Here is a 20621-nt window from a genome sequence, read left to right as displayed (position 1 = left end):
ATATTCTGAGGATTTTGAGAGGAAATCACAGAATTTTTACCATTTTCATGGGAGGTTTGAAAAGTTAGATTCGGTATGGTATGCTAGAAAGGTAAAAGATAGAGAACAAGTAAGAATAAAGGAGGAATCTATCACTATGATAAATTGGAAGAACACAGATACCCTGGCTTCTTATCAGGAGCTTGCAAATGTAAAACGTGTGAATCTTGCAGAAGCAATGTCCGGTGAGCAGGGAGCAGAGCGTGTGAAAAATTACAGCGTTTCTATGACAGAGGGACTTGATTATAATTATGCTGCAAAAGAAGTAGATGATACTGTGATCGATGCACTTGCCAAACTGGCAGATGAAGCACAGCTTGTTGATAAATTCGAAGCACTTTACAACGGAGAAGTAATCAATACAGGAGAGAACCGTCTTGTACTTCATCATCTGACACGTGGACAGCTTGGAGCTAAAGTAGTGGCAGACGGTGTAGATAAACGAGCATTCTATGTAGAACAGCAGGAGAAGATTGCTGATTTTGCAAACAAAGTACATGCAGGAGAGATTGTAAACGGAGCCGGCGAGAAGTTTACAACTGTCGTACAGATCGGTATCGGCGGAAGTGATCTAGGACCACGCGCAATGTATCTGGCACTTGAAAACTGGGCAAAGAAAAACGGTCTGTTTAAAATGGAAGCTAAATTTATCAGTAACGTAGACCCGGATGATGCGGCAGCAGTTCTTAATTCCATTGATGTTGCACATTCTATTTTCGTACTGGTATCCAAGTCCGGAACAACATTAGAGACCCTGACCAATGAATCTTTTGTAAAAGATGCATTAAAGAACGCAGGGCTGGATGCAAGTAAGCATATGATCGCTGTAACAAGCGAGACATCACCGCTTGCAAAGAGTGATGATTACCTTGCAGCATTCTTCATGGATGACTATATCGGAGGACGTTATTCTTCTACATCGGCAGTTGGTGGAGCTGTACTTTCACTGGCATTCGGACCGGAAGTATTTGCACAGTTCCTGGAAGGAGCAGCGGCAGCAGACAAATCTGCAACGAACAAAGACGTGCGTAAGAATGCGGCACTTCTGGATGCTATGATCGGAGTATATGAGAGAAACATCCTTGGTTATCCGGCAACAGCAGTACTGCCTTATTCACAGGCTTTAAGCCGTTTTCCGGCACATTTACAGCAGCTGGATATGGAATCCAATGGTAAATCTGTAAACCGTTTCGGAGAGCCGGTAGATTACGTGACAGGACCGGTGATCTTCGGTGAGCCTGGAACAAACGGACAGCATTCTTTCTACCAGCTTCTGCACCAGGGAACAGATATTGTACCGCTTCAGTTTATCGGATTCAAGAACAGCCAGATTGGCACAGATGTTGTGATTCAGGACAGCACAAGCCAGCAGAAATTATGTGCAAACGTTGCAGCACAGATTGTCGCATTTGCATGTGGTAAATCTGACGAAAACCGCAATAAGAACTTCGAAGGCGGACGTCCGTCAAGCATTATCATCGGAGAGAAGCTTGATCCGAAGACATTAGGTGCGCTGCTTGCTCATTATGAGAATAAAGTAATGTTCCAGGGATTTGTATGGAACCTTAACAGTTTTGACCAGGAAGGCGTACAGCTCGGAAAAGTCCTCGCAAAACGTGTACTTGCACACGAGACAGACGGAGCACTGAAAGTATTCAGCGATCTGTTGAATATTTAATATACGAAACAGTTTAAAAAAGGGGTAGTCCGAATAAGGATGCCCTTTTTTAAATATGTGTAAAATTGGATGTAGTAGCCAGATTATGAATAATGATCATGGCATCATAATAAAAGAAAAAAATCCCCACAGCTTGTACCGATTTATTAACAGAATGGATACAGGCTGTGGGGTATTATCGTTATAGAAGTGTTATTAATAAATTATGGCAACTATATTATAAAGTTGTATTATTAAATGACCCAATAGTATTTAGCGCACACAGATATAAACCATATAAGCTGCATACATCAGAAGCATAAGGATACCTTCTTTGCGGTTGATCTGCTGCCTGGTCCATGCAAATGCAAGAACGATCACGCTCATAATAATGAGCAGGATAATGTCGATGACATTTTCCATCAGGAATGAGATCGGGCTGATCACAGTTGCAATTCCGAGTACGAATAAAATATTGAAAATATCTGATCCGATGACATTGCCAAGTGCCATATCAACTTCGCCTTTTTTAGCGGCGACCAGTGAGGTGACAAGTTCCGGAAGACTGGTTCCCATAGCTACGATCGTAAGTCCGATCAGTGTCTGGCTGAGTCCCATGCTGGAAGCAATGGACGATGCACCGTCAACAACGAAATCTCCGCCAAATTTGATTGCGATCATGCCTCCGATAATAAAGATAAGACTCTTCCATGTTGGCAGGATTGCAATATTTTCTTCTACAAATTCAGCCTGTTCTATCTGGCCTGACTGTGCCGGATCCGAGAGAACTGCTGCACGGGCTTTCTTTGCAGACTGGATCATCCAGAGCAGATAGCCGACAAAAAGAACCAGGAAGATAATTCCGTCAATGTGTCCGAGTGTCATGCCGATATAGCCGAGTACAAGCATCAGTGCCGCACAGATGATAGAGAGCGGAAATTCCTTCTTCAGTGTATCCTGGCGGATCGTCAGAGGAGAAAATAATGCGCAGGCGCCACAGACAACCATCAGATTGAAAATGTTCGATCCGATGACATTGCTGACGGCAAGGCTGTTGTTATTTGCAAGTGACGCAGTCACGCTGACTGCACATTCCGGAAGACTGGTTCCCATAGCAACGATCGTCATACCGATGAGCATGGCAGGAACATGGAATTTCTTAGCGACAGAAGAACTTCCTTCGACAAAAAAATCCGCTCCTTTGATAAGTAATACAAATCCAATCACGAGAATCAGAATAGCTTTTAATAATTCCATTTTACGAAATCCTTTCTGAAATTTTTGAATAAATAATGTATTTTATATTTATATAATGATACCCAAATTTGGAAGCCTGAATCCACATGAGATTGCTCATGAGCGGATGAAAGACTTGCTGGACATTACATCTATTCTATTACATACAGACCTAAAATGCAACAGAATTAGAAACCCCTGTTTTTAACAGTTATGTTACTAAAATGAGGTAGAAAAGCCATATATTCTATGGTATCATAAACAAAATATATTTTTCCTTAGAAAGAGAGAATCATTATGCAGGTAGATGAATTTGAAATATCAAAACCAATCGATCTTAAGAAGCTGTTCCGTCTGCTTGCGTAGCTTCTTGAACGGGACATAATAAGCGCAGAAAATAACAATAAAAATATCCCCATTGTGTGTGGTGCCACAATGGGGATATTTTCTATATTTTGTTGTTAAAATAAGGGGGCTTTTTTATACGCTCGGCTCAAGCGCTTCCTCAGATTCAACAGCTTCTGTAGTTTCTGCGATAATTTCTTTTGCAAGTATTCCTTTCTTCTCGCGGATGTGTTTGAAAACTGTTCCGCCTATAAATCCTGCAAGTAAACCGCCTGCTGCTGCAAATGCAAGAGAGATTACAACAGTTCCCGGCGCATTAAATGCAAACGGTGCAAGAAGTCCAGGAATTGGAGAAGCTGTACCAGGCGCATTATTCACAATGTGGAATACCGCCGCTGAGATACCTGCAAGTCCGCCGCCAAAGAAATTCGAACAATAGATAGGAATTGGATTGGCAGTTACGATCGGGGCCTGTGTTAAAGGCTCTAACATAACGCCGATTACGTTACCTCTGTTACCAAGTTTCAATTTGTGGAATATCATACCGTTTGTGAAAGAACCACCAAAGCATGCAACTGCGGCAATACCCATTGGAAGTCCTGTCAGCCCTAACATGGCTGTCAGTGCCATAGAACTTAACGGTGATGTACAGATCATTTTCATAATACCACCGAGCAAGAATCCCATAACGATCGGGGACTGATCGGTTGCTGCTGAAATTGTAAGACCGATTCGTGATAATAAGATGTTCACACCCGGTTCTACACTTACAACGATAATACGTGCGATTGGAGCGACTGCAAGAGCACCAACGATTACGTTCACACCTTCCGGAAGTTTCTTTTCAATAATCGGTGCAACAAATCCTACGATATATCCTGCGATAAATCCAGGAAGGATTCCGTAACCTGCAACGGCTACACCAGCTACTACTCCGTATAACGGGTTAGCTCCCATACAGATTGGAACCATGATTGCCGCTGCAACACCACCCATGCTTCCGGATGTGGTTCCAACCTGTTTTAAAAATGAAATACCAAACAAATCTCCGCTGATATAGCTGTGAATTGCCTCGACAAGGAATGTTGCAACGGCTGCATCTGCCATACCTGACATTGCAAGCGATCCCTTCGGCATCTTAAGACTGAACAGTGAAAACACTGCTAATGTTGCGACCAATAAAGCTACACCTGATAAAACTGTTACCATACGTTACACCTCTCAACTTTCTTTGATTTAAAAATTCTATAAGTCCGTCCGTTTATTGATAGGTATAATATATATGCACGGTTACAAAAAGTTTCAATAGGTGACAATATGCATACAAATAAGCGCGATTATTACAAATTATTGTGCATTTTGACAACGAAAAGCGAGAGAAGTCAGAAAATGACGAATCTTCAAATTACCATGTCTGACAGTTTTTTGACGAATACAATCCATTTCTTTCCGCACCTGTTCAAAATTGTAAAGTGTACTGGAATAATCAACGAAGATCTCGTTTGAGTAATCATCCAGACCGAGATGTGCCAGATTGACAAGACCGTTAAACGCAGTACGGCGGATACGCTGCTCCATGGACTTCGGGTTATCACAGAATTTACTGCACAGTTCGCTGACAGTCATTGTATCCACGCTTTCCGGGTGCATACACATGTATTTGACGATCGTAATAATATCTTTGCTACCGGTATCGCCTATAATTCCGAGACGTGTAAGGATCGTGCGCAGATTTGCTTCAATCTGCTGCTCATTTGCTGACTTGGAAACAGAGGATTTGTTTGTGTCAGGAGTAAAAATATTATGCATCTGCTGAACCATCCGTTTCATGGAAAGACCGTCGCTGACTTTGCGGATGATGGATTCCACTTCTACGCTGTTGATTGGCTTCTGGATGAAAAATTCTACACCGGCTTCATAGGCAGAAGCAATCATATCCTTGGAAGAAACCTGTGACAGCATAATATAGGCTGCGTCCGGAAGAATTTTTTTCGCTTGCTTGATGAAAGAAATGCCGTCCATCTCCGGCATAAGGAAATCGACAAGAACGATGTCCGGGCGCATAACAGGCAGATCTGCCAGTGCCTCTGCTGCGTTTTCCGCACTTCCGCAACAGACACCGAGTCCACGCGTATTTACGATCAGTTTTAAAATGTTTGTAATGTTTTTATCGTCATCTATAAAATAAAAAGACATCATGATTTGATCACCTCAATTTGATTCTTTGGTATGCTTACTGTAAAAGTTGTATTTCCCGGCACGGATGCCAGTTCGATTGAACCGCCGAGACGTTTTTCGACAAGATCTTTCACAAGACCAAGACCGATTCCACGGCTTACTTCCCCGGTTTCAAAATTAATTTTGGTTGAGAAACCGGTATTAAAAATCTCATCTTTGTATTCAACCGGGATTCCCGGACCGTCATCTGTAATTTCGAAAATGACAGCTTCATCCTGGGGAAATATGGAAATCATAAGAGTTACAGTCTGTTCCTGTGCGGCTTCCAGTGCATTGATGAGAAGATTCCGGAAAATGGATAACAGCTCATAATGTTTGGAAGTATAAAAATTTGTTTTGCAGATAAATTTAAAATTCAGTGTCTTATCCATGGAATCAGCAAGTGTAAACATGGAAGTCTTAAGCAGTGTGAAAATCTCTTCCAGATACATGCCGTCCTGTTCGACTTCCTCGTTCAGTGCTTCGGAAATTCCACGCATGATCAGAAGGTATTCTTTCTTGATCTCGTGGATATCTCTTGCAGTTGCCAGAGCGGAAGTAGATAATTCTGCCGGAACATCGGCCTCCGTCAGCTCCTGATATAATTTGTAAGAATGATTCATTGTCTCTTCAATAAGCAAAGTATTTTTCTGCATCCAGACCATTTCCCCATTCAGTTTGGAAATGAGAAGAACGAGGCGCTGATAACGCTCTTCATGTTCCTTTTTCAAAAGGAGCATCCGGTATTTTTCAAAAAGTGTCAGAATCAGCCAGACCACACAGGAGCGGAAAAAAGCTGTCAGGAAAATACCTGTCTGCAGGCGGATATGAAATGCGGAAATATCCAGACGTACAAGCAGTTCCAGAAAGTTTGCCATATAGTCAATTACGGTCAGAACGAGTAGTGTGTGATTTCGGTTCGGAGATTCTGAAAATGCAGTTGTGTCCACATCTTTTCGCTGCGTCAGTCTTCTGAAAAAGCTTTTGCCGGAAGATTTCCATGATGTTATATTTTTAACATATATATATAGAAGAAACCCGTAGCAAAGATAGAATGTCATTTCAGGAAAATACCGGGAAATCGGTGCTGTAGTATCTGTTATGATCCATGCAAGCAGCATACGGAGTGAACAGACGCCGACTGCTGAAAGCACTGTCACCGGAATCAGTGGAAAATCCTGGATCAGAAATGTCATGGCAGACAAAAAAATCACAGCAACAGATAGCTGAAAGTTCCGGGTGAACAAGCTGATGCTAAGCTGTGAGAGAATAATAATGACTGCACTGTAAAAACATGATTTCTTTATCGGTATGTTCATTATAAATTATCCTCAGTGAAAAAATTCTGTTCGCATATCGTGGCGGGTTCCAAAGTTTGTCATTCATATATGAGCAAGCTCATATGGATTTAGACTTTTGAACCCTGGTATCATATCTAGTGTATCTGACAAAATGACGAAAATCAATAGTTATACTATGATTATTTTTGTTATATTTATAATAACATAACAAAATATTTTTTGACAAATATTGGAGGATTATTGTAAACTATAAACAGTTTCCAAAAGACTGCATTACGGATTGGTATGGTAATTGCAGAGGGGTAACAAATCTAATAAGAAAGAAGGAACAACAAATGACAGTACCAGAGAGACTCGAAGCACTTCGCAAACAGATGGAGGAGAAGAAGATTGATGTTTATGTAGTGCCAACCGCTGATTTCCATCAAAGTGAATATGTTGGGGAACATTTCAAGGCGAGAAAGTTCATCACAGGATTTTCTGGTTCCGCAGGGACAGCAGTCATCACAAAGACAGAGGCAAGACTGTGGACAGACGGACGTTATTTCATCCAGGCTGCAAAGCAGCTGGAGGGATCTACAGTGGAACTGATGAAGATGGGAGAACCAGGTGTACCGGAGATGAATGCTTACATCGAGGAAGTATTACAGGCTGGAGAAACACTTGGATTTGACGGAAGAGTAGTATCTGTCGGAGAAGGTCAGGGCTATGCAGACATTGCAGCAAAGAAAGACGCACATGTGAATTATCAGGAAGACCTGATCGATGAGATCTGGAGTGACCGCCCGGCAATGTCAGAAGAACCGGCATTTGATCTGGATGTGAAATATGCAGGAGAGACGGTTGCTGACAAACTTGCAAGAATCCGTAAAGAGATGAAGGATGCAGGAGCGAATACACATGTAATGACAACACTGGATGATATCTGCTGGACACTCAATATCCGTGGAAATGATATTGATTTCTTCCCGATGGTATTATCTTATGCGATCGTTACAATGGACGGCGTAGAGCTTTATATTGATGAACGTAAACTGGATGATGCGCTGAAAGTAAAACTGGCGGCAGATGGTGTGAAACTTCATCCGTACAATGACATTTATGAAGATGTGAAAAAGTTTGCGGAAGATACAGTTGTGATGGTTGATCCAGGCAAACTGAACTATGCAATTTTCAATAATATTCCGGAAAATGTGAAAACAATTGAGCAGAGAAATCCGGCAATTCTTATGAAAGCAATGAAGAACCCGGTAGAGATCAAGAACATCCGCAAAGCCCAGATCAAAGACAGTGTAGCTCATGTCAGATTTATGAAATGGCTGAAAGAGAATGTCGGAAAGATGAAGATCACAGAGATGAGTGCGTCAGACAAGCTGGATGAGTTCCGTGCAGAGATGGGCAATTTCATCCGCCCGAGCTTTGAGCCGATCTCTTCCTTTGGAGAGCATGGAGCAATTGTGCATTATACATCATCTCCGGAGACAGACGTTGAGCTGAAAGAGGGACAGCTGTTCTTAACAGATACAGGCGCCGGATTTTATGAAGGATCTACAGATGTAACAAGAACTTATGCATTAGGCGAAGTGCCGCAGATCATGAAAGACCATTTTACATTGGTTGCGATCAGTAACTTGCAGCTTGGCAATGCAAAATTCTTAGAAGGATCTACAGGTATGGTTCTGGATATCCTTGCAAGAAAGCCTTTCTGGGACAGAGATTTGAACTTCAATCACGGAACAGGACATGGGGTTGGTTATCTGCTTAATATCCACGAAGGACCGACTGGATTCCGCTGGAAATACCGCCCGGGTGAGACTGAGCCGCTTGCAGAAGGCATGATCATCACAGATGAGCCGGGAATCTATATTGAAGGTTCCCACGGTATCCGTCTGGAAAACGAACTTCTGACAAAGAAAGGAACTCTGAACGAATATGGACAGTTCATGTATTTTGAAGCGATTACACTGATTCCGATGGACTTAGATGCCATCAACCCGGATATCATGACAGCAGAAGACAAGAAGCTGCTCAATGATTATCATGCGAGAGTATACGAAGTGATTTCGCCATATCTGAATGACGAAGAGAAAGCATGGCTTGAGAAATACACAAGAGCAATTTAACAGAGATAGAGAGCTTCATGGCTGGCGCTTCCCGTTTCCGGGGGCGCCGGCTTTATTGCTATATATTTTTAAAAAAATTGAAAAAATCACAAAAAAACGCCTCAAAAAAAGTGCATATTTGGTTAATCTGTTTGTTATAGAAGAGCTATAATAAGACCGTAACAAGAAAACCTACTTAACACACCTCTTTGTATTGTAAGACAAAGTCGAAGGATGCTAAGCATATCAGATTTTTGGAGGAAAAGATAAATGAATACTTTAAAAGCTGAAAAAAGAAGCATGGACATCAAGGCAAAGAAATTAAGAAGAGAAGGATTTGTTACGGGCAATGTATTTGGCCGCGAGATGAAAGAATCTGTTCCGGTAAAAATGGACAAAAAAGAAGTAGAAAGCCTTCTGAAGAAGAATAATAAAGGAAGTCAGGTTATGCTTGATGTTGACGGAACAAAACATAACGTACTGATTAAGGATATTCAGTTTGATCCGATTAAAAAACAGATCAACGAAGTAGATTTTCAGGCATTGGTAAGCAACGAAGCAGTTCACTCTGTAGCTGAGATCGTATTGGTTGATGCCGAGAAAGTAACAACAGGTGTATTGGAAGAACATCTGGAAGAAGTAGCATTTAAGGCATTACCGAAAGACCTTGTAGATAAGATTGAAGTCAATGTAGGTGATATGCATGCAGGTGATACAATCAAAGTAAAAGATCTGGATATTGCCAAGAATCCGGAGGTTACATTATCTACGGATCCGGAAGCACTGATCGTAAGTGTAACAGAAGTTCATGCATCAGCAGATGATGAAGAAGCTGAAGACGGAGAAACAGCAGAAGCATAATATAAAATGCCTGGATAGAAAATTTGAGATTGTAAAAAATAAGAAGCACATTCTGACGCGAGAGTTGGAATGTGCTTCTTTATATTACCATACGCCGTATATTTCCGCAGTAAAAAATGAGGGCTTTCATCAACATATTTGCCTTGTAATTCAAAAATGAAGCTCCGAATAAATCGGAGCCCCATTTATCAAAAGTATCATCTTATTTTGTTTTCACAGATTTTGTTTTTGACCAGCCTGAGTAGAACTTGCTGTTTCCGGCTTTCTTGTATGTTCTGACTCTTACATAGTATTTCTGGTTTTTCTTTAAGCTCTTAATTGTCTTAGAAGTAACTTTGTTCTTGGAAACAGTTACTGTCTTGACTTTAGAACCAAAGCCTTTCTTTGTAGAGTACTGGATCTGATATCCTGTAGTCTGTTTGCTCTGTTTCTTCCATGTTGCTTTGAAAGCTTTCTTTGCACGTTTCACAGACTTCAGTGAAGTGCCCTTTGGATTGATAACAAATGATTTTGTGATCTTTCCTGTATATTTGCCTTTGAATGTTACAACAGCTTTTGCTTTTCCGACATTCTTGTTGTCAGAGTAAGAAACTTTGTAATCTGTTCCGGCTTTTAATTTCTTGCCGCCTACAACAGCTTTTACAGCAGGTTTTACAGATTTCCCTGTATAAGTGTATTTTACTTTGCTTAAGGAAACCTGACTTGCTTTTACAGCAGTTTTCTTGTTATCCGGTGTCGGATCTGATTCGTCTCCGGATTTGTACTCGATAACATTGTTGTAGATGGAAAGTGAGCCCATCTTGAATGTTACAGTTCCGTTACTCTCTGTGAAATCAAGCTTCTGAAGCTTGTTATCTTTGTCGATGTAGTATACATTCTTTACAGATTTTCCTTTTGGAAGGATTCTTGTGATTACGAAATCACCGGCTGCCAGTTTAGAAATCTCTGTTCTGTACATATTGAGTGCATCGATATCAAGTACCTGGTAATCTTTACCTTCTAATTCAGGAACTTTGTAGTCTTCTAATACACGGTCGTGGAGGTAGTAGCTTCCTTTTCCGAAGTTCAGTCCTGTTACGGATGTCAGCTCAGAAGTGCCGATCAAAGTAACATCACGGTCGTGTTCTGTTCCCTTATCTACAAGGTAAATACCTCCAACGCTTCCGCAGCTGAAGTGGTTAAATGTATATTTTCCGGCGCCGTATTCGGATTTATCCTTAACAGTTAACGGGAAAGATTCAACGCTGTATTTATCATTGTCTACCTGTACCATGTAGTTGTAATCTTCCATAAGGCTTACGTTAAGATTACCTTCTGCATCGCTGGTGCCTTCTACAGTATCGTATGGGCTTACCAGTTTTACTTTGATGTCAGACATGTTCTTCATATTTCCGTCTTCATCCACGTAGTAAACCGGAAGGCTTACATTTACGCGTGCAGCATCGGAAGGATCAGCAAGCTCTGTCTGTCTCTTAGTCAGATCAAAGCTGCTTTCATTTTCATTGCATTTGTAGCAAAGTGGTTTGTCCCCGGTCTTGGCCAGAGTGATGTAGTGATTTGGCATCTCATATTCAGAGTCTTCCGCATATACGATGTAGTGGTGGTCTTTGAACATTTCTACATCCGGAAGTACGCCGTTGTGAGATTTAACAGTAGTTTCAATGGTCTGTGTTGAGCAGTTGTAGAATACAAATGTGATGTCTTTGTCCAGAGGTGTAGCTTTCTCTGTAGATTCATTGTATTCATTTACTTTCATATCTTTTAATGTTACTTTGTCGGCAGCATAAAGTGTCTTTACTTCTGTGCTGTCGCCACATTCGTCATCAGAGAATTTCTTGCCGGTAGTATTCTGCTTGCCATCGATTCTCTTCAAATCTAAGTAGTTGTAGTTCAGACGTCCTGTGATATCTTCTACATCGTATCCTTTTAAGACTGCCTGCGTTTTGCCGGCTTTGTCCTGCTGGAACTGGAATGGGATACCACCTAGCTCTTTGTACTGTTTGAACAGTGGATTGGAGTCGAAATCAATCTCGTAAGTGTCATTCTCGTCCAGAGTCAGTAGATAGTCTGTATAGCTTTCACCCGTAACAACAACTTCGCCTTCACGGCTTAATACTGTTTTGGATTTGTTTGTATCCAGACGAGTCATCTTGAAGGACAATCCACCCTCTGCGTAATAACCGTTGTCGGAGAGCAGTAAGCTCATCCAGCATGAAGCTGGGATTACGCAGCCTGGATCCTGTGGTTTATCCAGCTTCTTAACTACGATCTTGGAGCAAACCTGCTCGTCAGCGTCAATACCTTCATCGTAATCATAATAAAGTGGAGCCTGATTGTCGTATCTTGCGTAAATACGCATTAATTTATCACTCTTGTAAGCACCAACGATGTTGTGTGTCTGCCAGTATTTGTTATTCACATCAAAACCGAGCTTGTACTGTACTTCGGCTTTCATCTTCACACCGGACAGCTTACCGTCTTTTGTAGTGTAGCGTGTAGAATAGTTTGAACTGTCTAAAAGGGTCTGCATATTGATCAGATCGAATGTCATTCCATCTTCTACCGGAGTACCGTCTTCGTATACAACGTCGATATCAGCAACGTTTACATCCTTATTGTAAGGTACTTTTACCGGATCTTTTGCGCCATATTCCTTAACCGTAAGTTTTCTGACAGGTGTCTTTGTGATGGTCTCGGTTTCATTGTCATAATGTAACAATGTTTTGGAATTCTGGGTTGCAGCTACACGAACGAAACCGTCCTGTGCGTAAGCCAGTTCATAATCAGTCCAGAAATCTTCATCTTCGTAGTCATCGATAGAAACTTTATACGGAACACCGGCTTCCAGTTTTAAGTTGGAAAGTTTACCATCTTTTGTAGTGTAGGAAACAGTATCATTTGCTGCATCATCTGTATTATAGAAAGCAAATACGTGTCCGTCTTCTACTGGCTTTCCATCTGCATATGTAACCTGTAAAGAAGGAATGGTAACTTTTTCTGGTTTTGAATCATCTGCGCCATATTTCTTAACAAGAAGCTGACGGATTGGAGTTCTGGTAACTTTGTTGTTGGTTGTGTCATAGTAGAATAATGTTTTGGAATTTTCATCTACACCGGCACGAACGAAACCGTCCTGTGCGTAAGCCAGTTCATAATCAGCCCAGAAATCTTCATCATCATCAGGGCTGATACCAAATTTATACTGTTCATTTGCAAGAAGTTCAACATTGTAAATCTTACCATTCTTCACAGTATAAGTATCCGGGTAAGAAGATTCACCGGCGAAAGAGACTTCAATAACATGTCCGTTTTCTACAGGTTTACCGTCTGTGTAGTTAACCGGAACAGAAGGAATGGTAACTTTAACCGGATCTTTTGCGTCATCTGCTGCTTTTGCCTGTTTCTTTACAGTTGTTTTTTCTACTGCTTTAGATTTGGCTGCCTTTTTATCAGCAGATTTGTTTTCGACTTTTGCGTCGTCTTTTTGATCTTTCTGATCTTTGTCTTCTGTTACAGTTTCAGCTTTTTTGTCTGTTGCTGATTCTGCTGTGTCCGGGATTGTGATCTTACCGGACTCGTCCTGCTGGTCATCTGTTGCCTCTGTCTGGACTGCTGTGGTATCCACGTCTTTCGCGTATACGAAATTCGTTGGAATCATCGTCAGCGTCATCGCAGAAGAGAGCAGAATTGCGGCAAGTTTTGCAAATCTTTTTTTCATAACTTTCCTTTCCTCTCTTTAAAATTAGTAAAAATTTATAAAAGACCTCTTTTATTATAACTTTCTATAGGTAGATTGTATAATTGGTAATTATAATAAATGAGGGTATTTATAGAATCTATGTATTTGAATATAGGTGACACAGGAAATATAATAGTATCAAAGTGAATGTGCCGGTGAATGAAATGCCGGGGACTACAATGGGAGGAAAAAGAAAATGAAAAAGAAAGTGATCAGTATTTTGCTGGCGGCAGCGCTGATGATCGGTATGACGGGTATACCGGCAAAGTCCGCATCTATTGGAAATCTGTGCGTACAGGCGGCGGATGCGGTGGAACTTAAGAAGCCGCAGATAGAAACGGACACATCGATGGAAGCCGGACAGCGGGTGACGTGGGATACGATTTATTATGGATATTATCCACAGACGGAGATTGTGTCGGAGAAGACGCAGTGTGGTGCGGCGAAGAATCAGAAGTGGAGTAAAGAATCCGATTATGAAGTTAATGATAAAGTATATCAACAACTGCAAGGCGCTAAATATACGAAAAATGGAGATACGGTCATAGATGGTGTAAAATATCGCCGAATCCGAAAGGAAGACAGCACTTTTCCTGCAACAAGCGGACAGGATATCCCACATTATTATTTCTGGGCAAGAAGTGTGACGTATCACTATTTCCGTTATGAACCGATCCGCTGGCGTGTGTTAAATATAGCAGATAAGAATGCACTTCTGCTTGCGGATGTCTCATTGGATGACCAGCTATATAATAGAGAAGCAAAAGATACGACATGGGAACAGTCATCGATCCGGAGCTGGCTGAATGGATATGGAGAGGAAAAAGAGAAGAACTTTAAGGATACAGCTTTCCGGGAAAAAGAGCAGCAAGCGCTTGTAAATACTTCGCTTCAGAATTTGGGAAATTTACATTATGATACGGTCGGCGGATCTGATACGAATGACAGGATTTTTCTGCTTGCGGAAATGGAAGTGTACGGCGGTGCGCAGGCACTGACGCATGGATTTATTTCCAATTATCGTGACGGTGATCCGGGTGCGAGAGATGAGGCGCGTCGCTCCAAGAGCTCCACTTATGCGAAAGCAATGGGCGTGTGGAGCAATTATGAGGATGGATTTATCGGCAACTGTCTCTGGTGGACACGCTCGCCGGGACAGTACCAGAATTATGCGGCATATGTATGCAATTATGGATTTATCCGTAATTATGGGGAATTGGTGGATCGCAATCATATTGGGGTGCGTCCGTCTCTGATCATTGATCTTTCGGATGAGAGCAACTGGTCTTATGGTGGAACCGTTTGCAGTAATGGGGAGCAGAATGTGACAGAAGCTCCGGCATTGAATGTATTTGCAGATCAGAAGATGGATTATGTGGATGAGCCAGATGACGGAAAGAAAGATAATGATAAAAAAGATGACGATAAGAAGGATGATAACAAGAAGGACGATAACACACAGAAGCCGTCAGAGATCAAAGTGAGTTCTGTGAAAGTCACTTCCGCATTGTCGAAGAAAATTGCGGCAGGAAAGAGTGTGCAGTTAAAGACAGCTGTCGCACCGGCGAAAGCAAGCAACAAGGCTGTAACGTGGAAGACAAGTAATAAGAAATATGCGACTGTGAACAGCAAAGGACTTGTGAAAACACTGGCAGCAGGAAAAGGCAAAACGGTAACGATCACGGCGACAGCAAAGGATGGAAGCAAGAAGAAAGCAAGCATCAGACTTTCTATATTAAAAGACCGTGTGAAATCTATTTTCATGAAAGGAACGAAAACACTTGCCCGCGGAAAGAGCAGCAAATTGAAAACGACAGTGAAGACGACCGGAAAGAAAGTAAATAAGACACTTCGCTATACAAGCAGTAACCCGAAGTACATAAAAGTCAGCTCTTCCGGTAAAGTCACGGTGCTGAAAAATGCAAAAAAAGGCGCGAACGTGAAGATCACGGCGATGGCGCTGGATGGAACGAATAAGAAAGCAAGTGTGAAAATTAAGGTAAAATAAAGTAAGTAAGCATTATTAATGGAATAGGGCAAAAATAAGAACATAAGAAATTGGAATGAAAGAAGCGCCTGCTTCGCAGATGTTATGAATCTGTGGAACAGTCGCTTCGTGGTTTAATATTCGGAAAAAGTATAATGTACAAATAAAAATCCCAGCAGGCGTATATCTGCTGGGACTTTTAGAGTTAAGATTCTACCGGAAAATCATAATCAAGAATCTTCTCGATAGAACGATTCGTCTCGTAAAATTCATTTTTCAGATAAGCAAGCCGTTCTTCACCAGATGCTTCCAGATGATAGTAAACACGGATCATCCGCTTTCCGGCAGGCTTCTTATAATCGGAGATATATCCCTTTTCGATAAGTTTGTACAGGGCGGGATAAAGCGATCCTTCCGGAACTGTCAGATAATCGTCCGACAATTCTTTGATCAGTTTGGAAAACTGATATCCGTAGCAGTCTCCCTGTTCTTTTAGAATATGAAGTAAGAGCATCTCTACAGCGCCCTTTTTGAAATTATTCTGTGCCCGCATAATAGTGTCAATCCCTTCCGTTGCTAACTATTATAAAGAATAAACCTTAAGAAAACAACTATTTTTGCAATGTGGATGTTACAAATCTTAATAAAAAATTAAATAAACCTTAAGAAAATTTTCCGGTTGAACTGCATGTAAGTCTCACTGTGCGGGTTACGGTGTCAACTACAGAGTTATTGTAATAATGCTTCGCAGTAGCTGTAGCACTGGCGGTGTTCTTGGATTTGGATGCGGAGCTGTTTACAATTTTCCATCCATCCGCGCTGGATTTGGCAGATACACTAGAGGAAGTACATTTGGAAGTGCCTGATCCATATGTGAATGTACCGGTCACTTTAACATACCATTGTACGGAATTATTGTGGTAGTATCTGGCATATTTTGATTTGGTTACTGTTTTTGAAAATGGTTGAAAATTTTGTGACGCATCATCTTCTATAGTGTAAATTAAATAGTCGCCATTATCTAGATATTCGATTTCGCTAGAAGATGCGGATGCGAATACATTCATTGGAAACAGTATTAAAGAAAAGATAAGAATAAATGTTAATATTTTTTTCATAATAAGTTAACCTCCTTTTATTCGATAGATTCTATAACATGAGTTGGGATTGCTTTTTGGCTTTGAACATATAATTCATGCAAATAAAAGCTGCGCACGCCCGTTACGATAATGACCGCAATGAGAACTGCAACGAACATTCTGCGGATATAGCAGGCAAAACGAAGATTTTTGGTCAGATAAGAAGAATCACAGTTTGAATAATAGTCAGCCACGATTTCTTCGGGATTACCAAGCTCATCACATATTTCAGAATAATTAATTGTAGGATTTTCTTCAGACAGATTGGTCAATGCGGATTTGATATCCTGAAATAACTGCTTTTCCGTTGCTTTATGTATAGGAAGAAAAAGCTTGAGATTCTTATAATATGTTTTACACGCTTTGTTCATTTGTATACCTCCGAATTTGACATAATAATATTTATAAATACATTATATAGTTGATAAAAGAAAAAACAATACATAGAATATCTAAATATATATTGACGGAACAAAAATTGGATGATAATATCAGAATATAGAATGCTGGAAGGAGAAAAATAACGACCAGAGAAGGAGGAATATCTATGAAAGAAAGTCCATTAATACTTTATATTGTTCATTTTATTGTATGTGTTACAGTGATGGTAATGGTATCTCTTGAAATAAGAAAATATGGAACACAGGATATGTTATTATGCGCATTAAAATGGTTTTCACTTACTGCGGTGATAGGTTCGGGGTTCTTTTTGGATGAGAAAATAAAAAAAGTGAAAGAAGAAAGCTGAAAAGAAAAAGAAGAAAGTCGTAATAGCAGGAATTCTGAAAAGCAATGAAACAATCACAGATATTTAATGGACGCGGGAGAGAAAGATTATGAGTAAAAAAGGAAAAGTTATAAGTGCGGTAGTCGTAGTTACTGGATGTCTGGCGCTTGCCGGAAGCGTTGTGCAGAATAATTCCCAGGCAAATGGCAAGGTCTCATTGGAGGGCTTTGGAAAAGTACTGAAAAAAGAATACAAGAATCCAGAAGAGGCTTCCGCAAAAAACTTATATGCGAAGGGAAATTATTCAGAAATTACAAAAACTGATATGGAAAAAGCAATTGCATATTATAAGGCTAAAGGCATGAGCGAAGAAGAAGCAGAAAAAGAAGCTTATAAATATGAAAAAGAAAGCGCAGCATTATGTACAGAGGCAATGAAGGCAGGCTGTAAGGCGACAGACAAAGAAGTGGCAGATTATGTAAGTGATATGCGTGCTGAGTATGAAGGTAAGAAACTGGATGAATCCAGCCAGAAACAAGTTGATGAGATTATTGCACAGTTTGATTCACCGGAAGATTATTGGAAGTATGAGAAGACGGTATATCAGAAACTTCTTCCACAGATCAAATATAGAGAGAAGCTGGAGAAGGAGTATAGCGAGAAGCATGCAGGTGACAGCAAGGCTGATTGGGGAAAATACTTTGACAATTACAGGAAAGAAATTGTGGAAAAAGAAGATTTCAAGCTTATGAAGTAAATATGTATGTTATATCTTAAAGGACGGAGGGATACAAAGAAGTATCCCTTGGAAGAAGTATAAGAGAAAAAGAGATACACAACAAGCCAAGAGCGTATCCCTCAGGGTAAAGAAAAGCTAAAAGGGATACCCCAACAAGGCAGGAGCATATCCCCAGGGCAAAGAAAAGCAACAAGGGAGCTGGACTCCACGGATACACAATATATCCGCGGAGCCCAGCTCCCTTATTTTTTATATATGCTTGAAAATTCATCCTCGGCGGGAGAAGCGAAAAGCAATTCTACTTAAGGAAATACTTCAGGCGTATCCCTACCGCAAAAATTCATTAATAACATGCAGTACGCCATCCTCGTCGTTGGACTTGGTGATGTAATCGGCGCGCTCGCGCACCAGCGGCTGTGCGTTCGCCATGGCAACACCAAGGCCGGCGGTCTCGATCATCGTAATGTCGTTGTAACCGTCACCGCAGCAGATCATCTGATCTGAAGTAAGTCCGATGCTAGATAACAGCTTCAGGAGAGAATGTGCCTTATCCACCTGCGGAGGCATGATTTCTAGGAAGAACGGATCGGAGCAGTAGATGTAGAGGTAAGAGCGGAAATAATCCGTCACTTCCTTCTGCGCTTTTGCAATAATCTCTGGTTCTCCTGTTACAAGAAACTTGTTCGCCGGTTCTTTGATACTTGCCGCAAAATCATCCGTCTCGATGATCGGCATGTGATTGATCCGGGATTCCAGCTCGGTATATTTGTTCGGCTTAATTCCGGAGAGGATATTATCTGCTGTATAAGACAAAATATCCAGCCCGTCATATTTTCTTAAAATCTGCAGAAGAGGTTCTACAATATCTCCCGGAAGAGTCTTATTATAGATCGCCTGCATACTTCTGCAATCGGTAATTCTGGCACCGTTAAAAGAGAGAATATAGCTTCCGTAGTCTTCCAGATGTAGTTGTTTCGCAAGTGGAAGAACTCCCTTGGTCGGACGTCCGCTGGCAAGCACGACTTTCTTGCCCTGCTCCTGAATATCGATCAGAGCTTCCAGAGTAGGTCTGGAGATCTCTTTCTTCGAGTTGGTCAGCGTACCGTCGAGGTCCAGTGCTAATATCTGATATTCCATGGATTCTACACTCCTACAATGCTTCCAGAGCTTCTACCAGTTCAGGAAAATGCATTCCATGAGAAGCTTTGACAAGGACATTGTCTCCCTCTTTCATAATATTTTTCATCTCTGCAAGGAAATCCGCTTTTGTTTCAAACCAGTGTACTTCTGTACCGTCTACGGAAGCACCGTTTGCAATCTCTTTCGCAAGATCTCCGATCGCGCATACAACATCTACACCTTTTTCAGCGGCATATGCGCCTGTCTCGTGGTGCAGTTCTTTTTCATTTGCACCAAGTTCACCCATATTTCCAAGGACAGCAACTTTACGTCCGATCGCCATATCGAGGACATCAATGGATGCCTTTGTAGAAATCGGATTTGCATTGTAGCAGTCATCTAAGATCGTCAGCTTATCGGTAATGATGATGTGGTTTCTTCCCGGAATAGACGGGAGATTCTCGATACCGGCTTTGATTTCTTCATTTGTCAGATCAAGGCTGTATCCGACAGCGGCACCTGCCAGCGCATTGGATACCATGTGGATACCCGGAAGCGGAACAACGCAGTCAAAAGAAGTTCCGTTTGGCATGTGGAGCGTGCATGAAGTTCCTTTAAGTCCGAGCGGTTTAATATCTGTTGCGCGGAAATCACTGTTGTCACCGGTTCCGAAGAATACAGGCTCTACACCTTTGATCGGACCGGATTCACGTAAAATATCATCATCTCCGTTGAAAATGATGGTTCCGCCATTTTTCATATCCTGGATCATCTGGGATTTCTCCTGGAAGATACCTTCTCTTGTCTTGAAAAATTCCAAGTGGGCAACACCGATGTTCGTGATCACACATACATCCGGACTTGCAACAGAAGAAAGTCTGCGCATCTCGCCGAAGTGGTTGACTCCCATTTCCAGAATAGCAACCTGGTTCTCCTCGTTCATTTCAAAAATTGTGATCGGAAGTCCCCATTCGTTATTGAAATTTCCTAATGTCTTATGAACATTGTATTTCTGGGAAAGTACAGATGCGATCATCTCTTTTGTACTTGTCTTTCCGACACTTCCTGTAATTCCGACAACCTTTACATCGAAAGAATCACGGTACAGTTTCGCAATGTCTAAAAGTGCCTGACCGGTTGATTCTACCAGAATATACGGGTAATCGGTTTCGCCCAGATCTTCATGGGAAACGACACACATTGCGCCCTTCTCGATTGTATCCGGGATAAATTTATGTGCATTTACATTTTCCCCGTCAATAGCGACAAAAAGGTAATCTTTCTCGACTTTACGACTGTCGATTACGACACCTGCTACTTCCTGGGAAAGTTTGGATGTATCGCCGTGATAAGTTCCTTTACAGGCCTTGGTGATATTTTCCAAAGTAAGGTTTTTCATAGAATAAATTCCTC

16 protein-coding genes are annotated in these 20621 nt (G+C 41.3%); 6 read left to right on the top strand and 10 right to left on the bottom strand.

Features of this window, described 5'->3' with window-relative positions:
- Window positions 1-136: 136 nt before the first annotated feature.
- Window positions 137-1717 (top strand): glucose-6-phosphate isomerase, encoded by a 1581-nt coding sequence (locus DWY31_RS07915; RefSeq protein WP_118519965.1) that lies wholly within the window; start codon window positions 137-139, stop codon window positions 1715-1717.
- Between the two features lie 252 nt (window positions 1718-1969).
- On the opposite strand, the gene DWY31_RS07910 is transcribed toward DWY31_RS07915, so the two are convergent.
- From DWY31_RS07910 to DWY31_RS07895, 4 genes are all read right to left on the bottom strand, one after another.
- Window positions 1970-2953: a calcium/sodium antiporter gene (locus DWY31_RS07910; RefSeq protein WP_118519964.1), complete on the bottom strand. Its 984-nt coding sequence runs from the start codon at window positions 2951-2953 to the stop codon at window positions 1970-1972.
- 459 nt (window positions 2954-3412) lie between these two features.
- The gene (locus DWY31_RS07905) at window positions 3413-4486 is read right to left on the bottom strand and encodes a PTS sugar transporter subunit IIC (RefSeq protein WP_118519963.1); all 1074 of its coding nucleotides are present in this window, start codon (window positions 4484-4486) and stop codon (window positions 3413-3415) included.
- 138 nt (window positions 4487-4624) lie between these two features.
- Window positions 4625-5476 carry a response regulator gene (locus tag DWY31_RS07900; RefSeq protein WP_021859657.1) on the bottom strand — a complete coding sequence of 284 codons (852 nt, stop codon included), beginning with the start codon at window positions 5474-5476 and terminating at the stop codon, window positions 4625-4627.
- Window positions 5473-6813, bottom strand: coding sequence for an ATP-binding protein (locus DWY31_RS07895; protein ID WP_118519962.1), 1341 nt, complete (start codon window positions 6811-6813; stop codon window positions 5473-5475). The genes DWY31_RS07900 and DWY31_RS07895 overlap by 4 nt, the downstream gene beginning before the upstream one ends.
- Before the next feature lie 317 nt (window positions 6814-7130).
- Between DWY31_RS07895 and DWY31_RS07890 the strand changes: the two genes are divergently transcribed.
- On the top strand, window positions 7131-8918 hold the full coding sequence (locus tag DWY31_RS07890) for an aminopeptidase P family N-terminal domain-containing protein (RefSeq protein WP_118519961.1): 1788 nt from the start codon (window positions 7131-7133) through the stop codon (window positions 8916-8918).
- 249 nt (window positions 8919-9167) lie between these two features.
- Window positions 9168-9758 (top strand): 50S ribosomal protein L25, encoded by a 591-nt coding sequence (locus DWY31_RS07885; RefSeq protein WP_118519960.1) that lies wholly within the window; start codon window positions 9168-9170, stop codon window positions 9756-9758.
- 202 nt (window positions 9759-9960) lie between these two features.
- Here DWY31_RS07885 and DWY31_RS07880 read toward each other — a convergent pair whose 3' ends face one another.
- Window positions 9961-13476 carry a fibronectin type III domain-containing protein gene (locus tag DWY31_RS07880; protein ID WP_118519959.1) on the bottom strand — a complete coding sequence of 1172 codons (3516 nt, stop codon included), beginning with the start codon at window positions 13474-13476 and terminating at the stop codon, window positions 9961-9963.
- 217 nt (window positions 13477-13693) lie between these two features.
- Here DWY31_RS07880 and DWY31_RS07875 point away from each other — a divergent pair, with 217 nt between their 5' ends.
- Window positions 13694-15505, top strand: coding sequence for a DUF6273 domain-containing protein (locus DWY31_RS07875; RefSeq protein ID WP_118519958.1), 1812 nt, complete (start codon window positions 13694-13696; stop codon window positions 15503-15505).
- A gap of 184 nt (window positions 15506-15689) precedes the next feature.
- Here the strand turns inward: DWY31_RS07875 and DWY31_RS07870 are convergent, their stop codons facing one another.
- From DWY31_RS07870 to DWY31_RS07860, 3 genes are all read right to left on the bottom strand, one after another.
- Window positions 15690-16037, bottom strand: coding sequence for a PadR family transcriptional regulator (locus DWY31_RS07870; protein ID WP_021859663.1), 348 nt, complete (start codon window positions 16035-16037; stop codon window positions 15690-15692).
- A 109-nt stretch (window positions 16038-16146) separates the two neighbouring features.
- Window positions 16147-16602: a hypothetical protein gene (locus tag DWY31_RS07865; protein WP_118519957.1), complete on the bottom strand. Its 456-nt coding sequence runs from the start codon at window positions 16600-16602 to the stop codon at window positions 16147-16149.
- Between the two features lie 17 nt (window positions 16603-16619).
- Window positions 16620-16994, bottom strand: coding sequence for a DUF6120 family protein (locus DWY31_RS07860; RefSeq protein ID WP_021859665.1), 375 nt, complete (start codon window positions 16992-16994; stop codon window positions 16620-16622).
- 176 nt (window positions 16995-17170) lie between these two features.
- Here DWY31_RS07860 and DWY31_RS07855 point away from each other — a divergent pair, with 176 nt between their 5' ends.
- Both DWY31_RS07855 and DWY31_RS07850 read left to right on the top strand, forming a co-directional pair.
- Window positions 17171-17371: a hypothetical protein gene (locus DWY31_RS07855; protein ID WP_021859666.1), complete on the top strand. Its 201-nt coding sequence runs from the start codon at window positions 17171-17173 to the stop codon at window positions 17369-17371.
- An 88-nt stretch (window positions 17372-17459) separates the two neighbouring features.
- The gene (locus tag DWY31_RS07850; protein ID WP_118519956.1) at window positions 17460-18107 is read left to right on the top strand and encodes a hypothetical protein; all 648 of its coding nucleotides are present in this window, start codon (window positions 17460-17462) and stop codon (window positions 18105-18107) included.
- Window positions 18108-18416: 309 nt separating this feature from the next.
- Here the strand turns inward: DWY31_RS07850 and DWY31_RS07845 are convergent, their stop codons facing one another.
- Window positions 18417-19226, bottom strand: coding sequence for a Cof-type HAD-IIB family hydrolase (locus tag DWY31_RS07845; RefSeq protein WP_118519955.1), 810 nt, complete (start codon window positions 19224-19226; stop codon window positions 18417-18419).
- Window positions 19227-19239: 13 nt separating this feature from the next.
- Window positions 19240-20607: a UDP-N-acetylmuramoyl-tripeptide--D-alanyl-D-alanine ligase gene (locus DWY31_RS07840; RefSeq protein ID WP_021859669.1), complete on the bottom strand. Its 1368-nt coding sequence runs from the start codon at window positions 20605-20607 to the stop codon at window positions 19240-19242.
- Between the last annotated feature and the right edge of the window lie 14 nt (window positions 20608-20621).

It is taken from the genome of Dorea sp. AF24-7LB, from assembly GCF_003478575.1.
GTDB lineage: Bacteria > Bacillota > Clostridia > Lachnospirales > Lachnospiraceae > Dorea_D > Dorea_D hominis.
This window is presented reverse-complemented; position numbering and strand designations above follow the sequence as displayed.